Here is a 15,260-nt window from a genome sequence, read left to right on the forward strand (position 1 = left end):
CGTGCGGTTCCTCGAAGGGCACCAGCCCAGTTACGACCTGACGTACGACGACATCTTCCTGGTTCCCAGGCGGTCCGGTGTTGAGTCCCGGTTCGGTGTCGATCTGTCCACCCCGGATGGCACGGGGGCGACGATCCCGTTGGTGGTGGCCAACATGACGGCCGTCGCCGGGCGACGAATGGCGGAGACGGTCGCCAGGCGTGGCGGCCTGGTTGTGCTCCCGCAGGACGTCGCCACCGAGGCGGTCATCGAGATCGTGTCCTGGGTCAAGGCACGGCACCCGGTCTGGGACACCCCGCTCGTGCTGCACCCCGGCGACGCCGTGGCCGACGCGCTGAACCTGCTGCCCAAGCGGGCGCACGGCGCGGTCGTCGTGGTCGACGAGGACGGCAGGCCGGTCGGCGTGGTGGACGAGGCGGCGTGCGCCGGGGTGGACCGGTTCACCCGCGTCGGCGAGGTCGCCGACCCCGAGGTGCTCACGCTGCCGCTGGACACCCCGCCCCGAGAGGTCTTCGAGCGGCTGCACGGCCGGACGGCGAAGATCGCGCTCGGCGTCGACGCGGACGGCAGGCTGGCCGGTGTGCTCACCGAGCTCGGCGCGCTGCGGGCCGAGGTCTACGCGCCTGCCGTCGACGGCGCCGGCCGGCTGCGGGTGGCCGCCGCGATCGGCGTCAACGGCGATGTGGCGGCGAAGGCGGCCGAGCTAGCCGAGGCCGGGGTCGACGCGCTGGTGGTGGACACCGCGCACGGCCACCAGGAGAAGATGATCACCGCGCTCAAGGCGGTCCGGTCGGTCGACCCCGGCGTGCCGGTGGTGGCCGGCAACGTGGTCACCGCCGAGGGCGTGCGCGACCTGGTCGAGGCCGGCGCGGACGTGATCAAGGTCGGCGTCGGGCCAGGCGCGATGTGCACCACGCGGATGATGACCGGCGTCGGCAGGCCGCAGTTCTCCGCCGTCGCCGAGTGCTCGGCCGAGGCGCGGCGGCTTGGCAAGCACGTGTGGGCGGACGGCGGCGTCCGGCACCCACGCGACGTGGCCCTCGCCCTCGCCGCTGGCGCGGCCAGCGTGATGGTCGGCTCCTGGTTCGCCGGCACCTACGAGTCGCCGGGCGACCTCCAGCGGGACGAGAACGGCCGGCCGTACAAGGAGTCCTTCGGCATGGCGTCCAAGCGCGCCGTGACCGCGCGGACCAGGACCGACAACGCGTTCGACCGGGCCCGCAAGGGGCTGTTCGAGGAGGGCATCTCCACCTCGCGGATGCGGCTGGACCCACTGCGTCCCGGCGTGGAGGACCTGATCGACTCGATCTGCTCCGGCGTGCGCTCGGCGTGCACCTACGCGGGCGCCGAGGACCTCGAGCAGTTCCACGAGCGCGCCCTGCTCGGCATCCAGTCGGCGGCCGGGTTCGCCGAGGGCAGGCCGCTCCCGGGCGGCTGGTGACCACGGGCCACTAGGAGCTCTGACGCACTCCGGCCCGGCGCACGCCGCGCCGGGCCGGAGTGGGTCGTGCGGCTCTCAGGTCAGCTCGCGTAGTCCTCCAGCATCTCGGTGACCAGCGCGGCGATCGGCGACCGTTCCGAGCGGGTCAGCGTGACGTGCGCGAACAGCGGGTGCCCCTTCAGCTTCTCGATCACGGCCGCCACGCCGTCGTGCCGGCCGACGCGCAGGTTGTCCCGCTGCGCGACGTCGTGCGTGAGCACCACCCGCGAGCCGGCTCCCAGCCTCGACAGCACGGTGAGCAGGACGTTGCGCTCCAACGACTGCGCCTCGTCCACGATCACGAACGAGTCGTGCAGCGACCGACCCCGGATGTGGGTCAGCGGCAGCACTTCCAGCATGCCCCGATCGATCACCTCGTCGACGACGTCCTGGCTGACCAGCGCGCCGAGCGTGTCGAACACAGCCTGGGCCCACGGCTGCATCTTCTCGCTCTCCGAGCCGGGCAGGTAGCCGAGTTCCTGGCCACCGACCGCGTACAGCGGCCGGAAGACCACCACCTTGCGATGCTGCCGGCGCTCCATCACCGCCTCGAGGCCCGCGCACAGCGCGAGCGCCGACTTGCCCGTGCCGGCCCGCCCGCCCAGCGAGACGATGCCGACGTCGGGGTCGAGCAGCAGGTCAAGGGCGATCCGCTGCTCGGCGGAGCGACCGTGCAGGCCGAACGCCTCGCGGTCGCCCCTGACCAGCCGGACCTGTTTGTCCTGGGTGATCCGGCCGAGCGCGCTCGACGTGCCGGCCAGCATGCGCAGGCCGGTGTGGCAGGGCAGCCCGTCGGCTTCGGCGAGGTCGAACTCGGCGAGGTCGGCGACGCCCTCCTTGTAGAGCGTGTCGACGACCTGCTGCGGCACCTCGACGTCGACCATCCCGGTCCACCCCGACGGGGTCACGTCCTGCGCGCGGTACTCGTCGGCGTCCAGCCCGACGGCGCCCGCCTTGACCCGCAGCGGCATGTCCTTGGTGACCAGGGTGACCGCCTTGCCCTCGGCGGCCAGGTTCAGCGCGCAGGCGAGGATGCGCGCGTCGTTGGAGTCGGTACGGAAACCTGGGGGCAACACCTCCGGGTCAGAGTGGTTGAGCTCGACGTGCAGGGTGCCTCCGAGGTCACCGATGGGTACCGGGGAGTCCAGCCGACCATGCCGCAACCGCAGGTCGTCGAGCAGGCGCAGCGCCTCTCGGGCGAACCAGCCCAGTTCGGGATGGTGCCGCTTGCCCTCCAGTTCACTGATCACCACGAGCGGGAGCACGACGGCGTGCTCCGCGAAGCGCGTGGCGGCCAGTGGGTCGGAAAGCAGCACCGAGGTGTCCACAACATATGTGCGGGTTGTTGGCGCATTACTGCGCCGAGAGGTGCTACGGGATGAGCCTGAGGACCGGCTCGCGGGACGTCGTGCAGTCACGGCAACTCCCTGACGAACGCGGCACCCGCGTCCGCTCCTCGCTGGGCCAGGCACCGCCCTGGTTGGTCTGTGGTTCCCGCACCTTCGGTGCGGGCCTACCGACCTCTAGGGCCGGGTGCCGGCCCGCTCGCGTGCGTCGTGGACGGTGTCACCGTCCGGACATGTGCACCCACGACCAGGGCCTCCCGGGGCGAATCGCTTCGGACACGACCCACCACTGCGGACGCTACCTGCGGTCACGCCGACTCGGCAGGCAGCCACACAGGTGATTCGTCAATTCGTCACCGGGTCGCCAGCCGGCCGACAACTGGTCACCACGGGTCACCCGCCGCCTCTCCCGGCTGACCCTCGACCGGGGTGAGCGGTGTTTGCGCTGGTCAGCGGCGAGGGCCTGACCGGAGCACGCGGATCGGTCAGCCGGCGCAACCGGCTCGACCGTTCGACGGCAGCCACCGGACGCCCTCGGAAATTTCCTCCCGAAGCGTAATTGGCACGAGCGGCTCGTCCAGCAGCCTGCGGTACCGCTCGATCAACGACTCCCCGGCGGGTCGGGCGTCCAGCCAGGCCCTGACCAGGCGGTAGCCCTCCACATAGGTCGTCGTGTACGCGCGCCACAGCGGGTCGGCCACGAACCGCAGCAGCTGCCTGGCCCGCCTCGGCGGGACGAGCAGCCACCGGCACAGGTACTCGATCACGTCGTCCTGGTCGACGCCCCGGTCGTGTAGCAACAGGGCGGCGTCCTGCCGGACCGACAGCAGCGCGCCGGCGGCCCGCTCGACGGTCTCGGCCAGCTCGCCGTCCATCCACAGCCCGAGGTCGGCCATGATCCCCTCGGTCCAGGCGCCCCAGCCCGCCCCGACCACGGCGTGCAGGCCGAGGTCGGCCAGCCCCTCCGCGACCAGGCACTGCGGGGTGTTCAGCAGGAAGATCGCCTGCTCCCCGTGCCCGAGCGCGCCGACCAGGCCCGCGTCCTTGCGGCAGTGCTCGGTGTGGTGGCCAGGGTAGGACTCGTGCGCCACCAGGTGTGGCAGGTTCGACATCCGGTGCCCGACGTCGGCGTTGATCGCCACCCTCGACCGGAAGTCGCCGAGGTAGTAGTTGAACCCGCTCCACGGCTTGTCCGCGACCACCTGGTACTCGACGATCTCCCGCTCCGGCAGGCCGACCAGGCCGCGCACCCGGTCCCGCAGCGCGCTGGACACCGCGTGCACGCAGCCGGCGAGCCTGCGCGGCGGGATCTCGTCGCGGGCGCGGAAGTCGGCGAGCCGCTCGCGGAGCGGGCCGCCGCCGGGCAGCACCGCGTCGAGGTCGGCGTGCGCCTGCCGGTACGCGTCCTGGTCGCCCGGCGTGATGGTCGTCTGGAAGTACGACCGCACCTCGTCGACGAAGCCGATCGGCTCGCCAGCCAGCTTCCGGCCTGCGCACTCCAGCGCGGCCAGGTGGGCGTCGAGGAACCGCCGTCGCGCCTCGGCGAGGTCGGCGCCCGCCAGCTCGCGGCGCAGCGACCTGGCCGAGGCGGCCAGCGCGGCGGGCGCTGGCGCCGACTCGTTGTCGACCAGCCGCCGCAGCGCGGGGTCGCCGGTGTAGGAGTCGACGACTCCCGGCGTCAGCCGGTCGAACCGCAGCCCGAGCAACTGGTATTCGCGAACGAGCTGGTTGCCGTCCATGAACAGGGGAGCCTACGAGCCGCGACGGCGCTTCTACCATAGGTCGGGAGTGATCGCCGGGAGCGAAAGTGGGAAAACACCGAAACAGGCGACAGCGCGCGACCAAACCATCACACAATGGTGTCAGACACATCCCGTCACGGGTTGATAACGGGTAGCTTTTCGCCGCGATGACCTCCCTGTCCGGAGTGCCCTCCGTGGGGGTCTTTGACCGTACGGGTATTACCCCAAATCCAAGGAGAGTGTGGAAGTGCTGAAGAAGGCAGCCGTTGTCGCCGCCGCTGCGGCGGGCATCATGTTGGCCGGATCCCCGGCATTCGCTTGCGGTATGGACGCCTGTGCCGCCGCACCGGTGGTCCCGACCACCGCGGCCGCTCCCCCGGCGATCGCGCCGGTCGTGATGCCGACGACGGAGCCCGGTAACGAAGGCACCGAGCCTGAGCACCACTTCCACTGGCACCCGATGGGGCTGCTCGACGCCGGCAACGGCAACAACATCAACCTCGTCGGCGGCGCCTGCGGCAACAACGTCGGTGTGCTCGGCGGGGCGGTGCCGATCAACTCGCCGTCCATCACCGGCAACTGCGCCGCAGGCGGCATCATCGGCGGCGGCGCCGACAACGGCTGACCCAGCCCCACAGCTGATCCGCGCGACGGAGTCACCGGAACCGGTTCCGGTGACTCCGTCGCGCGTTTTTCGTGCATATTTTCGCGGCATTGTTTCACCCGCATTGTTCACCGAATGCGGTGGGGTCCCGTCACTGCCCGAGTTCCACTCGACAGTTCCACCGACCGAGCGTCACACGATGGTGTCAGAACGGTCGCATCAGGGGTTGGACGACGGTAGCTTTTCGTGTCGAGGGCCCCACCCCGGAATTCCCCCGAGGAGTCCGGAATTGACGGGGAAATCCCGACAGAAGGAGATTCAAGTGCTGAAGAAGGCAGGCGTTATCGCCGCCGCAGCGGCCGGCCTGATGATGCTCGGCTCCCCCGCGTTCGCGGCCGACGCCCACGACGGTGCCCGCACGCACGAGGGCTGGCACCCGCACTCGCTGATCAACGTGCTCAACGGCAACAACGTCAACGGTGTGCTCGGCGTCTGCGGCAACAACGTCGGCGTGCTCGGCGCGGCCGTGCCGATCAACTCGCCGTCCATCACGCACAACTGTGCCGCTGGCGGCATCGTTGGCGGCGGCCAGGGCAACGGCTGATCCAGCCCGACACGCAGTCGAAGGGCCGCCGGAACCTGTTCCGGCGGCCCTTCGCGTATGCGGTCCCACGCGTATGTGGTCCCAAAAGGTCAGGAGCCGTAACGGCGGTGCCGGTAGGCGTAGTCGCGAAGCGCGCGCATGAAGTCGACCCGGCGGAACTGCGGCCAGTAGGCCTCGCAGAACCAGAACTCCGAGTGCGCCGACTGCCACAACAGGAATCCGGAAAGCCGCTGCTCGCCCGAGGTCCGGATGACCAGGTCCGGATCGGGCTGGCCCGAGGTGTACAGGTGCTCGGCGATGTGGTCGACGTCGAGGACCTCGGCCAGCTCCTCGATCGTCGTGCCGGCCTCGGCGTGCTGCTGGAGCAGCTTGCGGACCGCGTCGGCGATCTCCTGCCGGCCGCCGTAGCCGACCGCGACGTTGACGGTCATGCCCGTCCGGCCCTCGGTGCGCAGCGAGGCGGCGGACACCCTGGCCGCGGTCTCCGTCGGCAGCAGGTCGAGCGCGCCGACATGCCTGACCCGCCACGGATTGCCCGGTTCGGCCAGCTCGTCGGCGATGTCGCCGATGATGTCCAGCAGCGGACCAAGCTCCTCCGGCGGCCGGTTCACCAGGTTGTCGGTGGACAGCAGCCAGACGGTCACGACCTCGACGCCGGACTCGCGACACCAGCCGAGCATCTCGACGATCTTGCGGGCGCCGGCGCGATGGCCGTCCACCACGTCGGTCAGCCCGGCCTCTCTGGCCCACCGACGGTTGCCGTCCATGATCAGGCCGACGTGGCGGGGTCGTTCGACACCCTCCAACTGCAACCCGAGTCGCCACTCATAGACCCGATAGATCAGCTTGTTCACCAGCGCACGAGGACCCACGTCCGAACAGCGTACGCCGGGTGGCCAAGCTCACCCGCCGCGTCCACCTGGGCCGTAACCCGCGCTACAGCTGGGAGACCAGCCGGTTAAGTCCACAATTGCGGGTCCCAGGGCGCTGACGAGTGAACCTACGGTCACGTAACCTCGCGACCGTGACCGCCCCGACGCTTCCGCCACCGCCCTCACCGGACCTCCGGCCGCGGTTGCGCGGTTGGCTGCATTTCTGGTCGTTCATCGTCTCCGTGGCGACCGGCGCCGCGCTGATCGCGCTGGCCGCGTCCACGGTGTCGGCCAGGGCCGCCCTCGCCACGTCGGTGTACGGCGCGACCGTCGTCGGCCTGTTCGGCGTGAGCGCGCTCTACCACCGTCGCGCGTGGACGAGCGCGAAGGCGCGCACCTGGATGAAGCGCCTGGACCACTCGATGATCTTCGTGTTCATCGCGGGCACCTACACGCCGTTCGCGCTGCTGGCGATGCCGCCGGACACCGGCCGCGTGGTGCTCATCGCGGTGTGGATCGGCGCGCTCGGCGGCGTGACCCTGAAACTGGCGTGGCCGCACGCGCCGAGGTGGGTCGGCGTGCCGTTCTACATCGCGCTCGGCTGGGTCGCCGTGTTCGTGTTTCCCGAGCTGCTGCACCACGCCGGCGTGGCCGCCCTCGTGCTGCTGATCGCAGGCGGCCTGCTCTACACGGTCGGCGCGGTGTTCTACGCGACCCGCTGGCCGAACCACTGGCCGAAGGTGTTCGGCTACCACGAGTTCTTCCACGCGGCGACCGTGCTCGCCGCGATCTGCCACTACGTCGCGATCTGGTTCGCGATGTACTCCTGACCTGACCTCGGCTGCCCGAAACGGCGAAGGCCCATACCGTCGAAAGGCGACGGTATGGGCCTTCAGCCGGTTCAGCCGGTTCAGCCAGCTCGGCCGGAGTCAGCTCAGCCGAGGTCCGGCCCCTCCTTGCGGAGCTCGTCGACCTTGCTCATCGCCTCGCGCAGCTCACCGAGCCAGGAGTCCGCGTGCTCGCCGACCAGGCGCACAGCCCAGGCCAGCGCCTCGGAGCGGGACCTGGCGATGCCCGCGTCGACCAGGGTGTCCAGCACCAGCCGCTCCGGCTGCCGCAGCCGGGTCATCACCGGCACGGACAGCGTGGTGAACAGCTCCCTTGACCCGCCGAGCCGCGCGCCCCAGGCGACCTTGCGGCCGTAGCGGTGCTCGGCCTGCCTGGCGATCTCGATCCGCTCCTCGCGGGTCTGCTCGCGGTACCGGCTGATCCGCCCGGTCTCCGCCGCCGCGCGGCCCGCGTCGTCCGCGAACTCGCCCTCCAGCGCGGGCAGCTCGCCGACGACCAGGATCTCCTCCCGGTCCACGACCACCTCGGGTGCGCCGGTGAACCAGCCGTCGGGCAGCCGCCCGGCGAACCAGCCGGCCGCATCCTCGGCGGAGGGCAGGTCAGCCTGCTGCCAGCCGCCCTTGCCGCGACCGCGCCCGCCGCCGTGCCCACCAGGGCCGCCCCAGCCGCGACTGGTACGCCCCGTCATCTCGAAACGCCCGTACATCGTCGCCTCCAGCAACGTTGATTACATGATTACCCTTCAACTCACGTTACGCCTGAAGAGACGGTTGTCGAGGCGCGTTCACTGGGGGCGGACACGGGGCGGACGCGAAGGCGGCGAGGTCCGAAATCCGAGGCTCGAAGTCCGAAGCAAACGTTTGCGCCGCAGCGAAGACCGGGCGAAGGACTGCTGAGTCCCAGCTCAGCCCCAGTTCAGTGCTGCGGCGCTGTCGTCAGAGGGCCGCGATCAGGTCCGCCACCTCGGTCACCGGGCGGTCGCACACGTAGCCGCGGCACACGTAGGCCGCGGCGCGGCCGGCCACCAGCGGGCGGTCGGCCAACAGGGGCGCCGCGTCCGGCTCGCCGGCCACCACGACGGCACCACCGGGCACGGCGGACACCGCGGCGGCGTACAGCTCGGCGCGGGCGGGATCGTCGGCCGCACCGACGACGGCGACCTGGACCGGACCGCCGCGCAGCGCCTCGGCCACGCTCAGCCAGTGGCCGGCGAACCGTGGCGCTCGCGCGGCCAGCACCCCCGACCTGGCCACCGCGCGCTCGGCCAGCTCGCGGTAGCCGCCCGAGCGCTCGGGACCGGCCAGCACCGACGCGGCGAGCAGGGCTCCGGCCAGCGCGGACGCCCCGGACGGGCTCGCGTTGTCCGTCGGGTCGGACGGCCTGCGGACTAGCGCCTCGGCGTCGTCGGCGGTGTCGTGGAACGCGCCCCCCGCCTCGCCGGCGAACCGCGCCACGGCGGTGTCCAGCAGCGCGCAGGCCGCGTCCAGCCAGCGCGGCTCGGCCGTGGCCTGGTGCAGCGCCAGCAATCCGTCGGCCAGGCAGCCGTAGTCCTCCAGCACGCCGGCGGCGGTGCCGGCCACGCCATCCCGGGAGGTGCGCAGCAGCCTGCCGTTCACCACGTGCAGGTCCAGCAGCAGGCCTGCGGCGTCGCCGGCCGCGGCCGTCCAGCTGTCGTTGCCGAGCAGGACACCGGCCTCGGCGAGGGCGGCGATGGCCAGGCCGTTCCAGGCGGTCACCACCTTGTCGTCCCGCGCGGGCTGCGGCCGGGTGGCGCGGGCCGCCAGCAGGCGCGCGCGGATGTCCCGCCAGCGCTGCGGGTCGGTCGGCTCGGCGAGCAGTCGCAGCGTCGAGCTGCCGTGTTCGAAGGTGCCCTGCTCGGTGACCCCGAACAGTTCTCCGGCCAAGGCCGCGTCGTCCCGGCCGAGCACGTCGGCCAGCTGCGCCGGGGTCCACGCGTAGGTGAGGCCCTCGACGCCGTCGGTGTCCGCGTCAAGCGAGGCGGCGAAGCCGCCCTGCGGCGTGCGCAGGTCGCGCAGCAGGAACTCGGCGGTGTCCTCGACCACCTCGCGGAACCGCACGTTTCCGGTGCGGCGGAACAGGTGCGTGTAGACGCGCAGCAGCAAACCGTTGTCGTAGAGCATCTTCTCGAAGTGCGGCACGACCCAACCCGCGTCGACGCTGTACCGCGCGAAACCGCCGGCGAGCTGGTCGTACATGCCGCTGCCGGCCATCGCGGCGCAGGTCTGTTCGGCCATCGCCAGCGCGTCGACCGACCCGGTTCGCTCGTGGTGGCGCAGCAGGAACTCCAGCACCATCGACGGCGGGAACTTCGGCGCGCCACCGAATCCGCCGTGCCTGCGGTCGTACTCGCCGAGCAGCGAGACCACCGCGCCGGACAACGCCTCATCGTCCACAGTGGACTCCGGCAACGGCGTGGCGGCCTCGCCGAGCTGCTCGATGACCTGCGCGGCCGCGGCGCGCACCTCGTCGCCCCGGTCGGTCCAGGCCTCCGTCACCGCGGTCAACAGCTGGAGGAAGCCGGGCATGCCGGGGCGCGGGGTCGGCGGGTAGTAGGTCCCGCAGTGGAACGGCTCGGCGTCCGGGGTGAGGAAGCAGGTCATCGGCCAGCCGCCGTGGCCGGTCATGGCCTGGGTGACCTCCATGTAGACGGCGTCGACGTCGGGCCGCTCCTCGCGGTCCACCTTGACGTTGACGAAGTGCCGGTTCATGAACTCGGCGATGGCGTCGTTCTCGAACGACTCGTGCGCCATCACGTGACACCAGTGGCAGGCCGCGTAGCCGATGGAAAGAAGAATGGGCACGTCCCGCTGTCTTGCCGCGGACATCGCCTGCTCTCCCCACTCGTACCAGTCAACGGGGTTGCTGGCGTGCTGGAGGAGGTACGGGGACTGGGCGTGCGCCAGTCGATTCACCATGAAGCCAGTATCACAGGGACGACAACGCCCGGACTTCCCGTGACGCCCGAGGCGACTGTGGGCCCTACGCTTGTGCCGTGGCGCCCGGCCAGTCGAGCAGGCTGAGGGGAGGTACGACATGAGCGCTGAGATGATCGTCCCTGCATGGATGCACGCCCAGATCACCGCAGAGGAGTACGACTCCTGGTCCGAGGAGCAGTGCGCCTGCATCGAGATCGTGGACGGGATGGTCGTTGTGAGTCCCAGTGCTCCCAAGCGGCACAACCGCCTGGCCCGGATGCTGGCGAACGCGCTGGACGCTGCGGGCGGACCAGAGTGGAACGTCGACACGGACTTCGACGTCCGCCTTCGGGACGTACCGCTCACCAACCGCCGACCGGACGTTGTGGTCTACCGCGCCGACACCATCGACATCGTCCCCACCCGCCCTGAGCATGTGTTGCTGGTCGTCGAGGTGGTCTCACCTGGCTCCGAGACCACGGATCGGGTCGTGAAGGTGGATCAGTACGCCAAGGCGGCGATTCCGGCCTACTGAAGGATCGAGCAGACCGCGACCGGCGTCCCCGTGGTGTACACCTACGTCCTCGATCCGGCCCGCGGAGACTACCGGGACGGTGAGGTGTTCACCGGCACGATCAGGGCCACCCTGCCGTTCGCCATCGAACTCGACCTCGGCGCGATCTGAGTCATGTCGCGCGGCAGGCCGGGCTCGGCGCTGTTCGGCCCCTTGCTCCGCAGGCGGTCCTTCCGGATGCCGACTGCGTGATCTCCTGCGGGTCCTGACCGCGCCTCCACGGACTACAACCGGGCCAGCCAGGGGTGTTGCGGGTCCAGGCTGCCGAGGCGGTCGGCCAGCCACTGCCTGGCGCGCGCGTCCAGCCACGGCACGATCGCGGCGAGGTCGGCTTTGCCGCGCGGGGCGTCCGGTCTGCGGGCCTTGGACAGCAGCACGATCTCGGGACGCAGGTAGCGGATGCCCTTGCTGGTCCAGGTCGCCTCGGCCAGCGGCATGGTGACCGTCGGGTCGTGGCGGTACACCCACTGGTCCTGCCAGCGGCGGGTCAGCCCCATGTCCAGCTGCCACGGCGCGTCCGCGCGTTCGCGCACCCACAGCCGGTCGGCCCAGTCGGGCAGGTCGGCCGGGTCGGTCAGCGGGCGCAGCGCGCCGCCGCCCCCGGCCCACACCTGGTGCGTGCCGCCGAGGCAGGCCAGCACCTCGGCCAGGTCGTCGGCGAACACCCCGACGTCCATGTCGTGGTGTTCCCTCGGCACGGCGGTGAACCGCTCGACCGCCCAGCCGCCCGACACCCACCAGTCGACGTCGAGGTCGGCCAACAGCCCGGCGACCGCCTCGGGGTCGAGGCGTGCCCACGGCCCGTACCAGCTGTCGAAGTCCTCGTCGTCCACCACGTCGGGGCTACGCCTCCTTCTTCGGGCCGCCGTCCGGCTCGGGCGCGTCCGAGGTCGCGCTCGACGCGGCGACGGCCGACGCCTCGGCCGTCGCCTCGGCCGACGCCTCGGCGGCAGGCGCGTCGTCCTCCGGCGGGTCGAAGCTCGCCGGCACCCGCTTGAGGTGCTTGGTCATCGACCGGATCAGGAAGATCACGGCGACGAAGAACACGATCAGCAGCAGCAGGCCGACCGGCGAGGACTTGCCGAAGTCCTCGCCCTGTCCGCCCTTGTCCTTGGGCTCCGGGTCCTTGACCGCCAGCACGACGGGCATCGTGTCGGCGACGGCCACCGGCGCCGGCAGGCCCGCGAGACCGGCGCCGCCGGGCCCGAACGCGATCACGCGGTCACCTTCTCCCGCAGCCCGGCGAACAGGTCGTCCTCGGGCAGCGTGCTGTCCACCAGCGACCTGGCCAGCTCGTACTCCTCGGTCGGCCAGAGCTCCCGCTGCATCTCCAGCGGCACCGCGAACCAGCGGCTGGTCGGGTCGATCTGGGTGGCGTGCGCCTTCAGCGCCTCGTCCCTGACCTCGAAGTAGTCCGCGCACTCGACCCTGGTCGTGACGCGCTCCATCACGTCGGGGCGGTCGGCGGGCCAGTTGGCCAGCCACTCCCCGTAGGGCGACTCGATGCCGGCGGCCTCGAGCGCCTCGTGGAACAGCGTCATCCGCTTCCGGGAGAACCCGTGCGAGTAGTACAGCTTCAGCGGCTGCCACGGCTCGCCGGCATCGGGGAACCGGTCCGGGTCGCCTGCCGCCTCGAACGCGGCGACGGACACCTCGTGGCAGCGGATGTGGTCGGGGTGCGGGTAGCCGCCGTTCTCGTCGTAGGTCGTGACGACGTGCGGGCGGAACTCGCGGATCACCCGGACCAGGGCCTCGGTGGACTCCTCGAGCGGCACCACGGCGAAGCAGCCGTCCGGCAGCGGCGGCAGCGGGTCGCCCTCGGGCAGCCCGGAGTCGACGAAGCCGAGCCAGTGGTGCGACACACCCAGGATCTCGGCGGCCCTGGCCATCTCGCCCCGGCGGATCTCCGCCATGTTCTCGAGCACCTCGGGGCGGTCCATGGCCGGGTTCAGAATGCTGCCGGCCTCCCCTCCGGTGCAGCTCACGACCATGACCTCGTGGCCTTCCGCCACGTAGCGGGCCATCGTGGCCGCGCCCTTGCTCGACTCGTCATCGGGGTGCGCGTGCACCGCCATCAGGCGCAGCTTCTCAACCATGACCGACGCGGTCCCTCTCTGATTCGCAATGTCCAGCCCCACCGGATGGGGCAACGCCGCCCCGGGGATACTCAACGTGGACCTACCACCCCATTGTTCCCGCCGGCCCCGCGACGCGGTCGGCCGGACCCCACCTCGCGCCGAAGGAGGCGGAACCGCCGTGACCCAGAGCGACGTGCTCGCCGACCGCTACGGCTCGCGCGCGAAGCGCTCCGGCGGCCGGTGGACGCGGTGGGTGTTGCTCGGCGTCGGCGTGGTCGTCGGCGCGGTGGTCGCCGTCGTGGCCTACCGCAACCTCGGGCCGCAGCCGATCGAGACGACGGTGACGTCGTTCGACACCAGCGGCGGCGACTCGGTGGCGGTCACGTTCGTTGTCACCAGGGACCAACCGGAACGGCCCGCCGTGTGCATCGTGCGGGCCCGCACCGACGACGGTATCGAGGGCGGCCGGCGCGAGGTGTATATCCCGCCGGGCAACGGTTCCGTGCCGGCCAGCACGGTCGTGCACACCTCGGGCAGGCCCACGACAGGGGAAGTATTCGGGTGCTCTTACCAGGTACCCGCGTACCTGGGCAAAAACTAGCGGCCAAGCGGGTGATCTGCGGGTTTCAGGCGGCTCAGCAGGCGAAACGAAGGCCGCTGACCCCGGCCTGCGTGTTATTCTCACGGTGCAGCACGGCCCCTGGCGGGCCGTGTTTTTCCGTTCCGGGCCGTAAGTGGACCGGGAGCTGCCAGTCCACAGCCGTGGGCCTGGAGTAAGACGAGGAGTTGGTGACCGTGAGCGAGAACCAGGTGACCTGGCTGACACAGGAAGCCTACGACCGGCTCAAGCACGAGCTGGACGAGCTGATCGAAAATCGCCCGGTCATTGCTGCGGAGATCAACGCGCGTCGCGAGGAAGGCGACCTTCGGGAGAACGGCGGTTACCACGCCGCCCGCGAGGAGCAGGGCAAGCAGGAGGCGCGGATTCGCCAGCTCCAGGAGCTGCTGCGGGCCGCGAAGGTCGGCGAGGCGCCGACCACCAACGGCATCGCCGCGCCGGGCATGGTGCTGACCGTGCGTTACGAGGGCGACGACGAGACCGAGGAGTTCCTGCTGGCCACCCGCGAGGAGGGCGCGCACGGGGCGATGGAGGTCTACTCGCCCAACTCGCCGCTGGGCAAGGCGCTGCTCGGCGCCAAGGACGGCGACACCCGCGAGTACGAGCTGCCCAACGGCAACTCCCAGAAGGTCACCCTGATCAAGGCCGTCCCCTACAAGGCCGCCTGAGCCTTCTGGTCGGCGGCGCATCGCCGCGCACGACCCCGGCCCCCGCCGACGATCGGGCTTCCGACCGCCGCCGGGGGCCGTCGTGCGTCGTGGCCGGGCCGGATCGGCCCGAACACCGGTGCGACGCCGGGCACTAGGGCAACCTGGGCGCTGGACAGCCGTCCTTCTGCACGTAGGCGTCGAAACCACGTGGGCGTCGAAACACTGGGGGTCTGGGACATGAGGGCAATCGGGCGAATACTGCTCGTGGCGGCGGGCGCGGCCGCCGTGCTGGCCAGCGCGGGCTGCGGGGCGCGCAACACGGCCGACGTGGCGATCGCCGCGAACGCGTCGGGTTCGTCGGGTTCCGCGAGCGCGTCGAGCGCACCGAGTTCGTCGAGCCAGGCGGCGCCGAGTGCGGCCGCCGCGCCGGCGACGGTCGCGCCGGTCGGCACGCCGACGAAGCCGCCCGCCGTGCGCCCTGCCGACGTGCCGGTGGCCTGGATGATCTCGATGAACAGCGGCGTCGTGCAGTGGCGGGACGCCCGCATGGTGCACACGCCGACCGACGACAGCGCCGCCGAGCCGGTGCCCGGCGGCCAGCAGCACTCCGCGCGGTTGGCCCCGGACGCGACGTTCTTCGCCCCGCTCTCCTGCGGCGGCCAAGAGAACGGCCTCAAGCTTGGCCCCGACGGGCTCGGCGCCATCCCGTGCAGCCGCGAGGGCTTTGCGGCCTACGTCATGCGGAACGCCCTGTCCGCGCCCAAGATCTTCTTCGGGCCGGACGGGACCATCGTCAAGATGGCCGCCCGCTACCACCCGTAAGCAGTGCCTTCGAGGGGTGGGACTCGGCGTGCGCGTGCGGGTACCCTCGGCGTAGTGATCGAAGCGACAACAGGACGTGACGCC

At 71.2% G+C, this 15,260-nt stretch carries 16 protein-coding genes; 8 read left to right on the plus strand and 8 right to left on the minus strand.

What is annotated here, in order from left to right:
* Window position 1: 1 nt before the first annotated feature.
* Window positions 2-1,441 carry a GuaB1 family IMP dehydrogenase-related protein gene (locus F0L68_RS10410; protein WP_149849302.1) on the plus strand — a complete coding sequence of 480 codons (1,440 nt, stop codon included), beginning with the start codon at window positions 2-4 and terminating at the stop codon, window positions 1,439-1,441.
* A gap of 80 nt (window positions 1,442-1,521) precedes the next feature.
* Here the strand turns inward: F0L68_RS10410 and phoH2 are convergent, their stop codons facing one another.
* Window positions 1,522-2,898, minus strand: coding sequence for an RNA 5'-3' helicase PhoH2 (phoH2, locus tag F0L68_RS10415; RefSeq protein WP_149849303.1), 1,377 nt, complete (start codon window positions 2,896-2,898; stop codon window positions 1,522-1,524).
* A gap of 413 nt (window positions 2,899-3,311) precedes the next feature.
* Entirely contained in the window at window positions 3,312-4,565 is a 1,254-nt protein-coding gene (locus tag F0L68_RS10420; protein WP_149849304.1) for a DUF2268 domain-containing putative Zn-dependent protease, read from the minus strand.
* A gap of 244 nt (window positions 4,566-4,809) precedes the next feature.
* Between F0L68_RS10420 and F0L68_RS10425 the strand changes: the two genes are divergently transcribed.
* Both F0L68_RS10425 and F0L68_RS10430 read left to right on the plus strand, forming a co-directional pair.
* Complete coding sequence (locus F0L68_RS10425; protein ID WP_223198664.1) at window positions 4,810-5,193, plus strand: hypothetical protein; 384 nt, start codon at window positions 4,810-4,812, stop codon at window positions 5,191-5,193.
* 301 nt (window positions 5,194-5,494) lie between these two features.
* Window positions 5,495-5,776 (plus strand): hypothetical protein, encoded by a 282-nt coding sequence (locus F0L68_RS10430; protein ID WP_149849305.1) that lies wholly within the window; start codon window positions 5,495-5,497, stop codon window positions 5,774-5,776.
* 89 nt (window positions 5,777-5,865) lie between these two features.
* Here F0L68_RS10430 and F0L68_RS10435 read toward each other — a convergent pair whose 3' ends face one another.
* Complete coding sequence (locus F0L68_RS10435; protein ID WP_438672268.1) at window positions 5,866-6,630, minus strand: isoprenyl transferase; 765 nt, start codon at window positions 6,628-6,630, stop codon at window positions 5,866-5,868.
* A gap of 170 nt (window positions 6,631-6,800) precedes the next feature.
* Here F0L68_RS10435 and trhA point away from each other — a divergent pair, with 170 nt between their 5' ends.
* Window positions 6,801-7,478: a PAQR family membrane homeostasis protein TrhA gene (gene trhA / locus F0L68_RS10440; protein WP_149849307.1), complete on the plus strand. Its 678-nt coding sequence runs from the start codon at window positions 6,801-6,803 to the stop codon at window positions 7,476-7,478.
* A 104-nt stretch (window positions 7,479-7,582) separates the two neighbouring features.
* Here trhA and abmR read toward each other — a convergent pair whose 3' ends face one another.
* Together abmR and F0L68_RS10450 are read right to left on the minus strand one after the other, a co-directional pair.
* Complete coding sequence (gene abmR / locus F0L68_RS10445) at window positions 7,583-8,185, minus strand: ATP-binding transcription factor AbmR (protein ID WP_149849308.1); 603 nt, start codon at window positions 8,183-8,185, stop codon at window positions 7,583-7,585.
* Window positions 8,186-8,432: 247 nt separating this feature from the next.
* The gene (locus tag F0L68_RS10450; protein WP_149849309.1) at window positions 8,433-10,433 is read right to left on the minus strand and encodes a thioredoxin domain-containing protein; all 2,001 of its coding nucleotides are present in this window, start codon (window positions 10,431-10,433) and stop codon (window positions 8,433-8,435) included.
* A 118-nt stretch (window positions 10,434-10,551) separates the two neighbouring features.
* On the opposite strand from F0L68_RS10450, the gene F0L68_RS10455 reads away from it, so the two are divergent.
* Window positions 10,552-10,968: a Uma2 family endonuclease gene (locus tag F0L68_RS10455; protein ID WP_223198665.1), complete on the plus strand. Its 417-nt coding sequence runs from the start codon at window positions 10,552-10,554 to the stop codon at window positions 10,966-10,968.
* A gap of 263 nt (window positions 10,969-11,231) precedes the next feature.
* On the opposite strand, the gene F0L68_RS10460 is transcribed toward F0L68_RS10455, so the two are convergent.
* The 3 genes from F0L68_RS10460 to mca are packed head-to-tail and all read right to left on the minus strand — an operon-like array spanning window position 11,232 to window position 13,103.
* Complete coding sequence (locus F0L68_RS10460) at window positions 11,232-11,843, minus strand: nucleotidyltransferase domain-containing protein (RefSeq protein ID WP_149849310.1); 612 nt, start codon at window positions 11,841-11,843, stop codon at window positions 11,232-11,234.
* 7 nt (window positions 11,844-11,850) lie between these two features.
* Window positions 11,851-12,225 (minus strand): hypothetical protein, encoded by a 375-nt coding sequence (locus tag F0L68_RS10465; protein WP_438672267.1) that lies wholly within the window; start codon window positions 12,223-12,225, stop codon window positions 11,851-11,853.
* Window positions 12,222-13,103 (minus strand): mycothiol conjugate amidase Mca, encoded by an 882-nt coding sequence (mca, locus tag F0L68_RS10470; RefSeq protein ID WP_149849311.1) that lies wholly within the window; start codon window positions 13,101-13,103, stop codon window positions 12,222-12,224. The genes F0L68_RS10465 and mca overlap by 4 nt, the downstream gene beginning before the upstream one ends.
* Before the next feature lie 160 nt (window positions 13,104-13,263).
* Between mca and F0L68_RS10475 the strand changes: the two genes are divergently transcribed.
* The 3 genes from F0L68_RS10475 (at window position 13,264) to F0L68_RS10485 (ending at window position 15,176) form a co-directional block, all read left to right on the plus strand.
* Window positions 13,264-13,686 carry a DUF4307 domain-containing protein gene (locus F0L68_RS10475; protein ID WP_223198666.1) on the plus strand — a complete coding sequence of 141 codons (423 nt, stop codon included), beginning with the start codon at window positions 13,264-13,266 and terminating at the stop codon, window positions 13,684-13,686.
* 185 nt (window positions 13,687-13,871) lie between these two features.
* On the plus strand, window positions 13,872-14,372 hold the full coding sequence (gene greA / locus F0L68_RS10480; protein WP_188316494.1) for a transcription elongation factor GreA: 501 nt from the start codon (window positions 13,872-13,874) through the stop codon (window positions 14,370-14,372).
* Window positions 14,373-14,591: 219 nt separating this feature from the next.
* On the plus strand, window positions 14,592-15,176 hold the full coding sequence (locus tag F0L68_RS10485; protein WP_149849314.1) for a hypothetical protein: 585 nt from the start codon (window positions 14,592-14,594) through the stop codon (window positions 15,174-15,176).
* Window positions 15,177-15,260 lie beyond the last annotated feature (84 nt).

It is taken from the genome of Solihabitans fulvus (assembly GCF_008386585.1).
Lineage (GTDB): Bacteria > Actinomycetota > Actinomycetes > Mycobacteriales > Pseudonocardiaceae > Solihabitans > Solihabitans fulvus.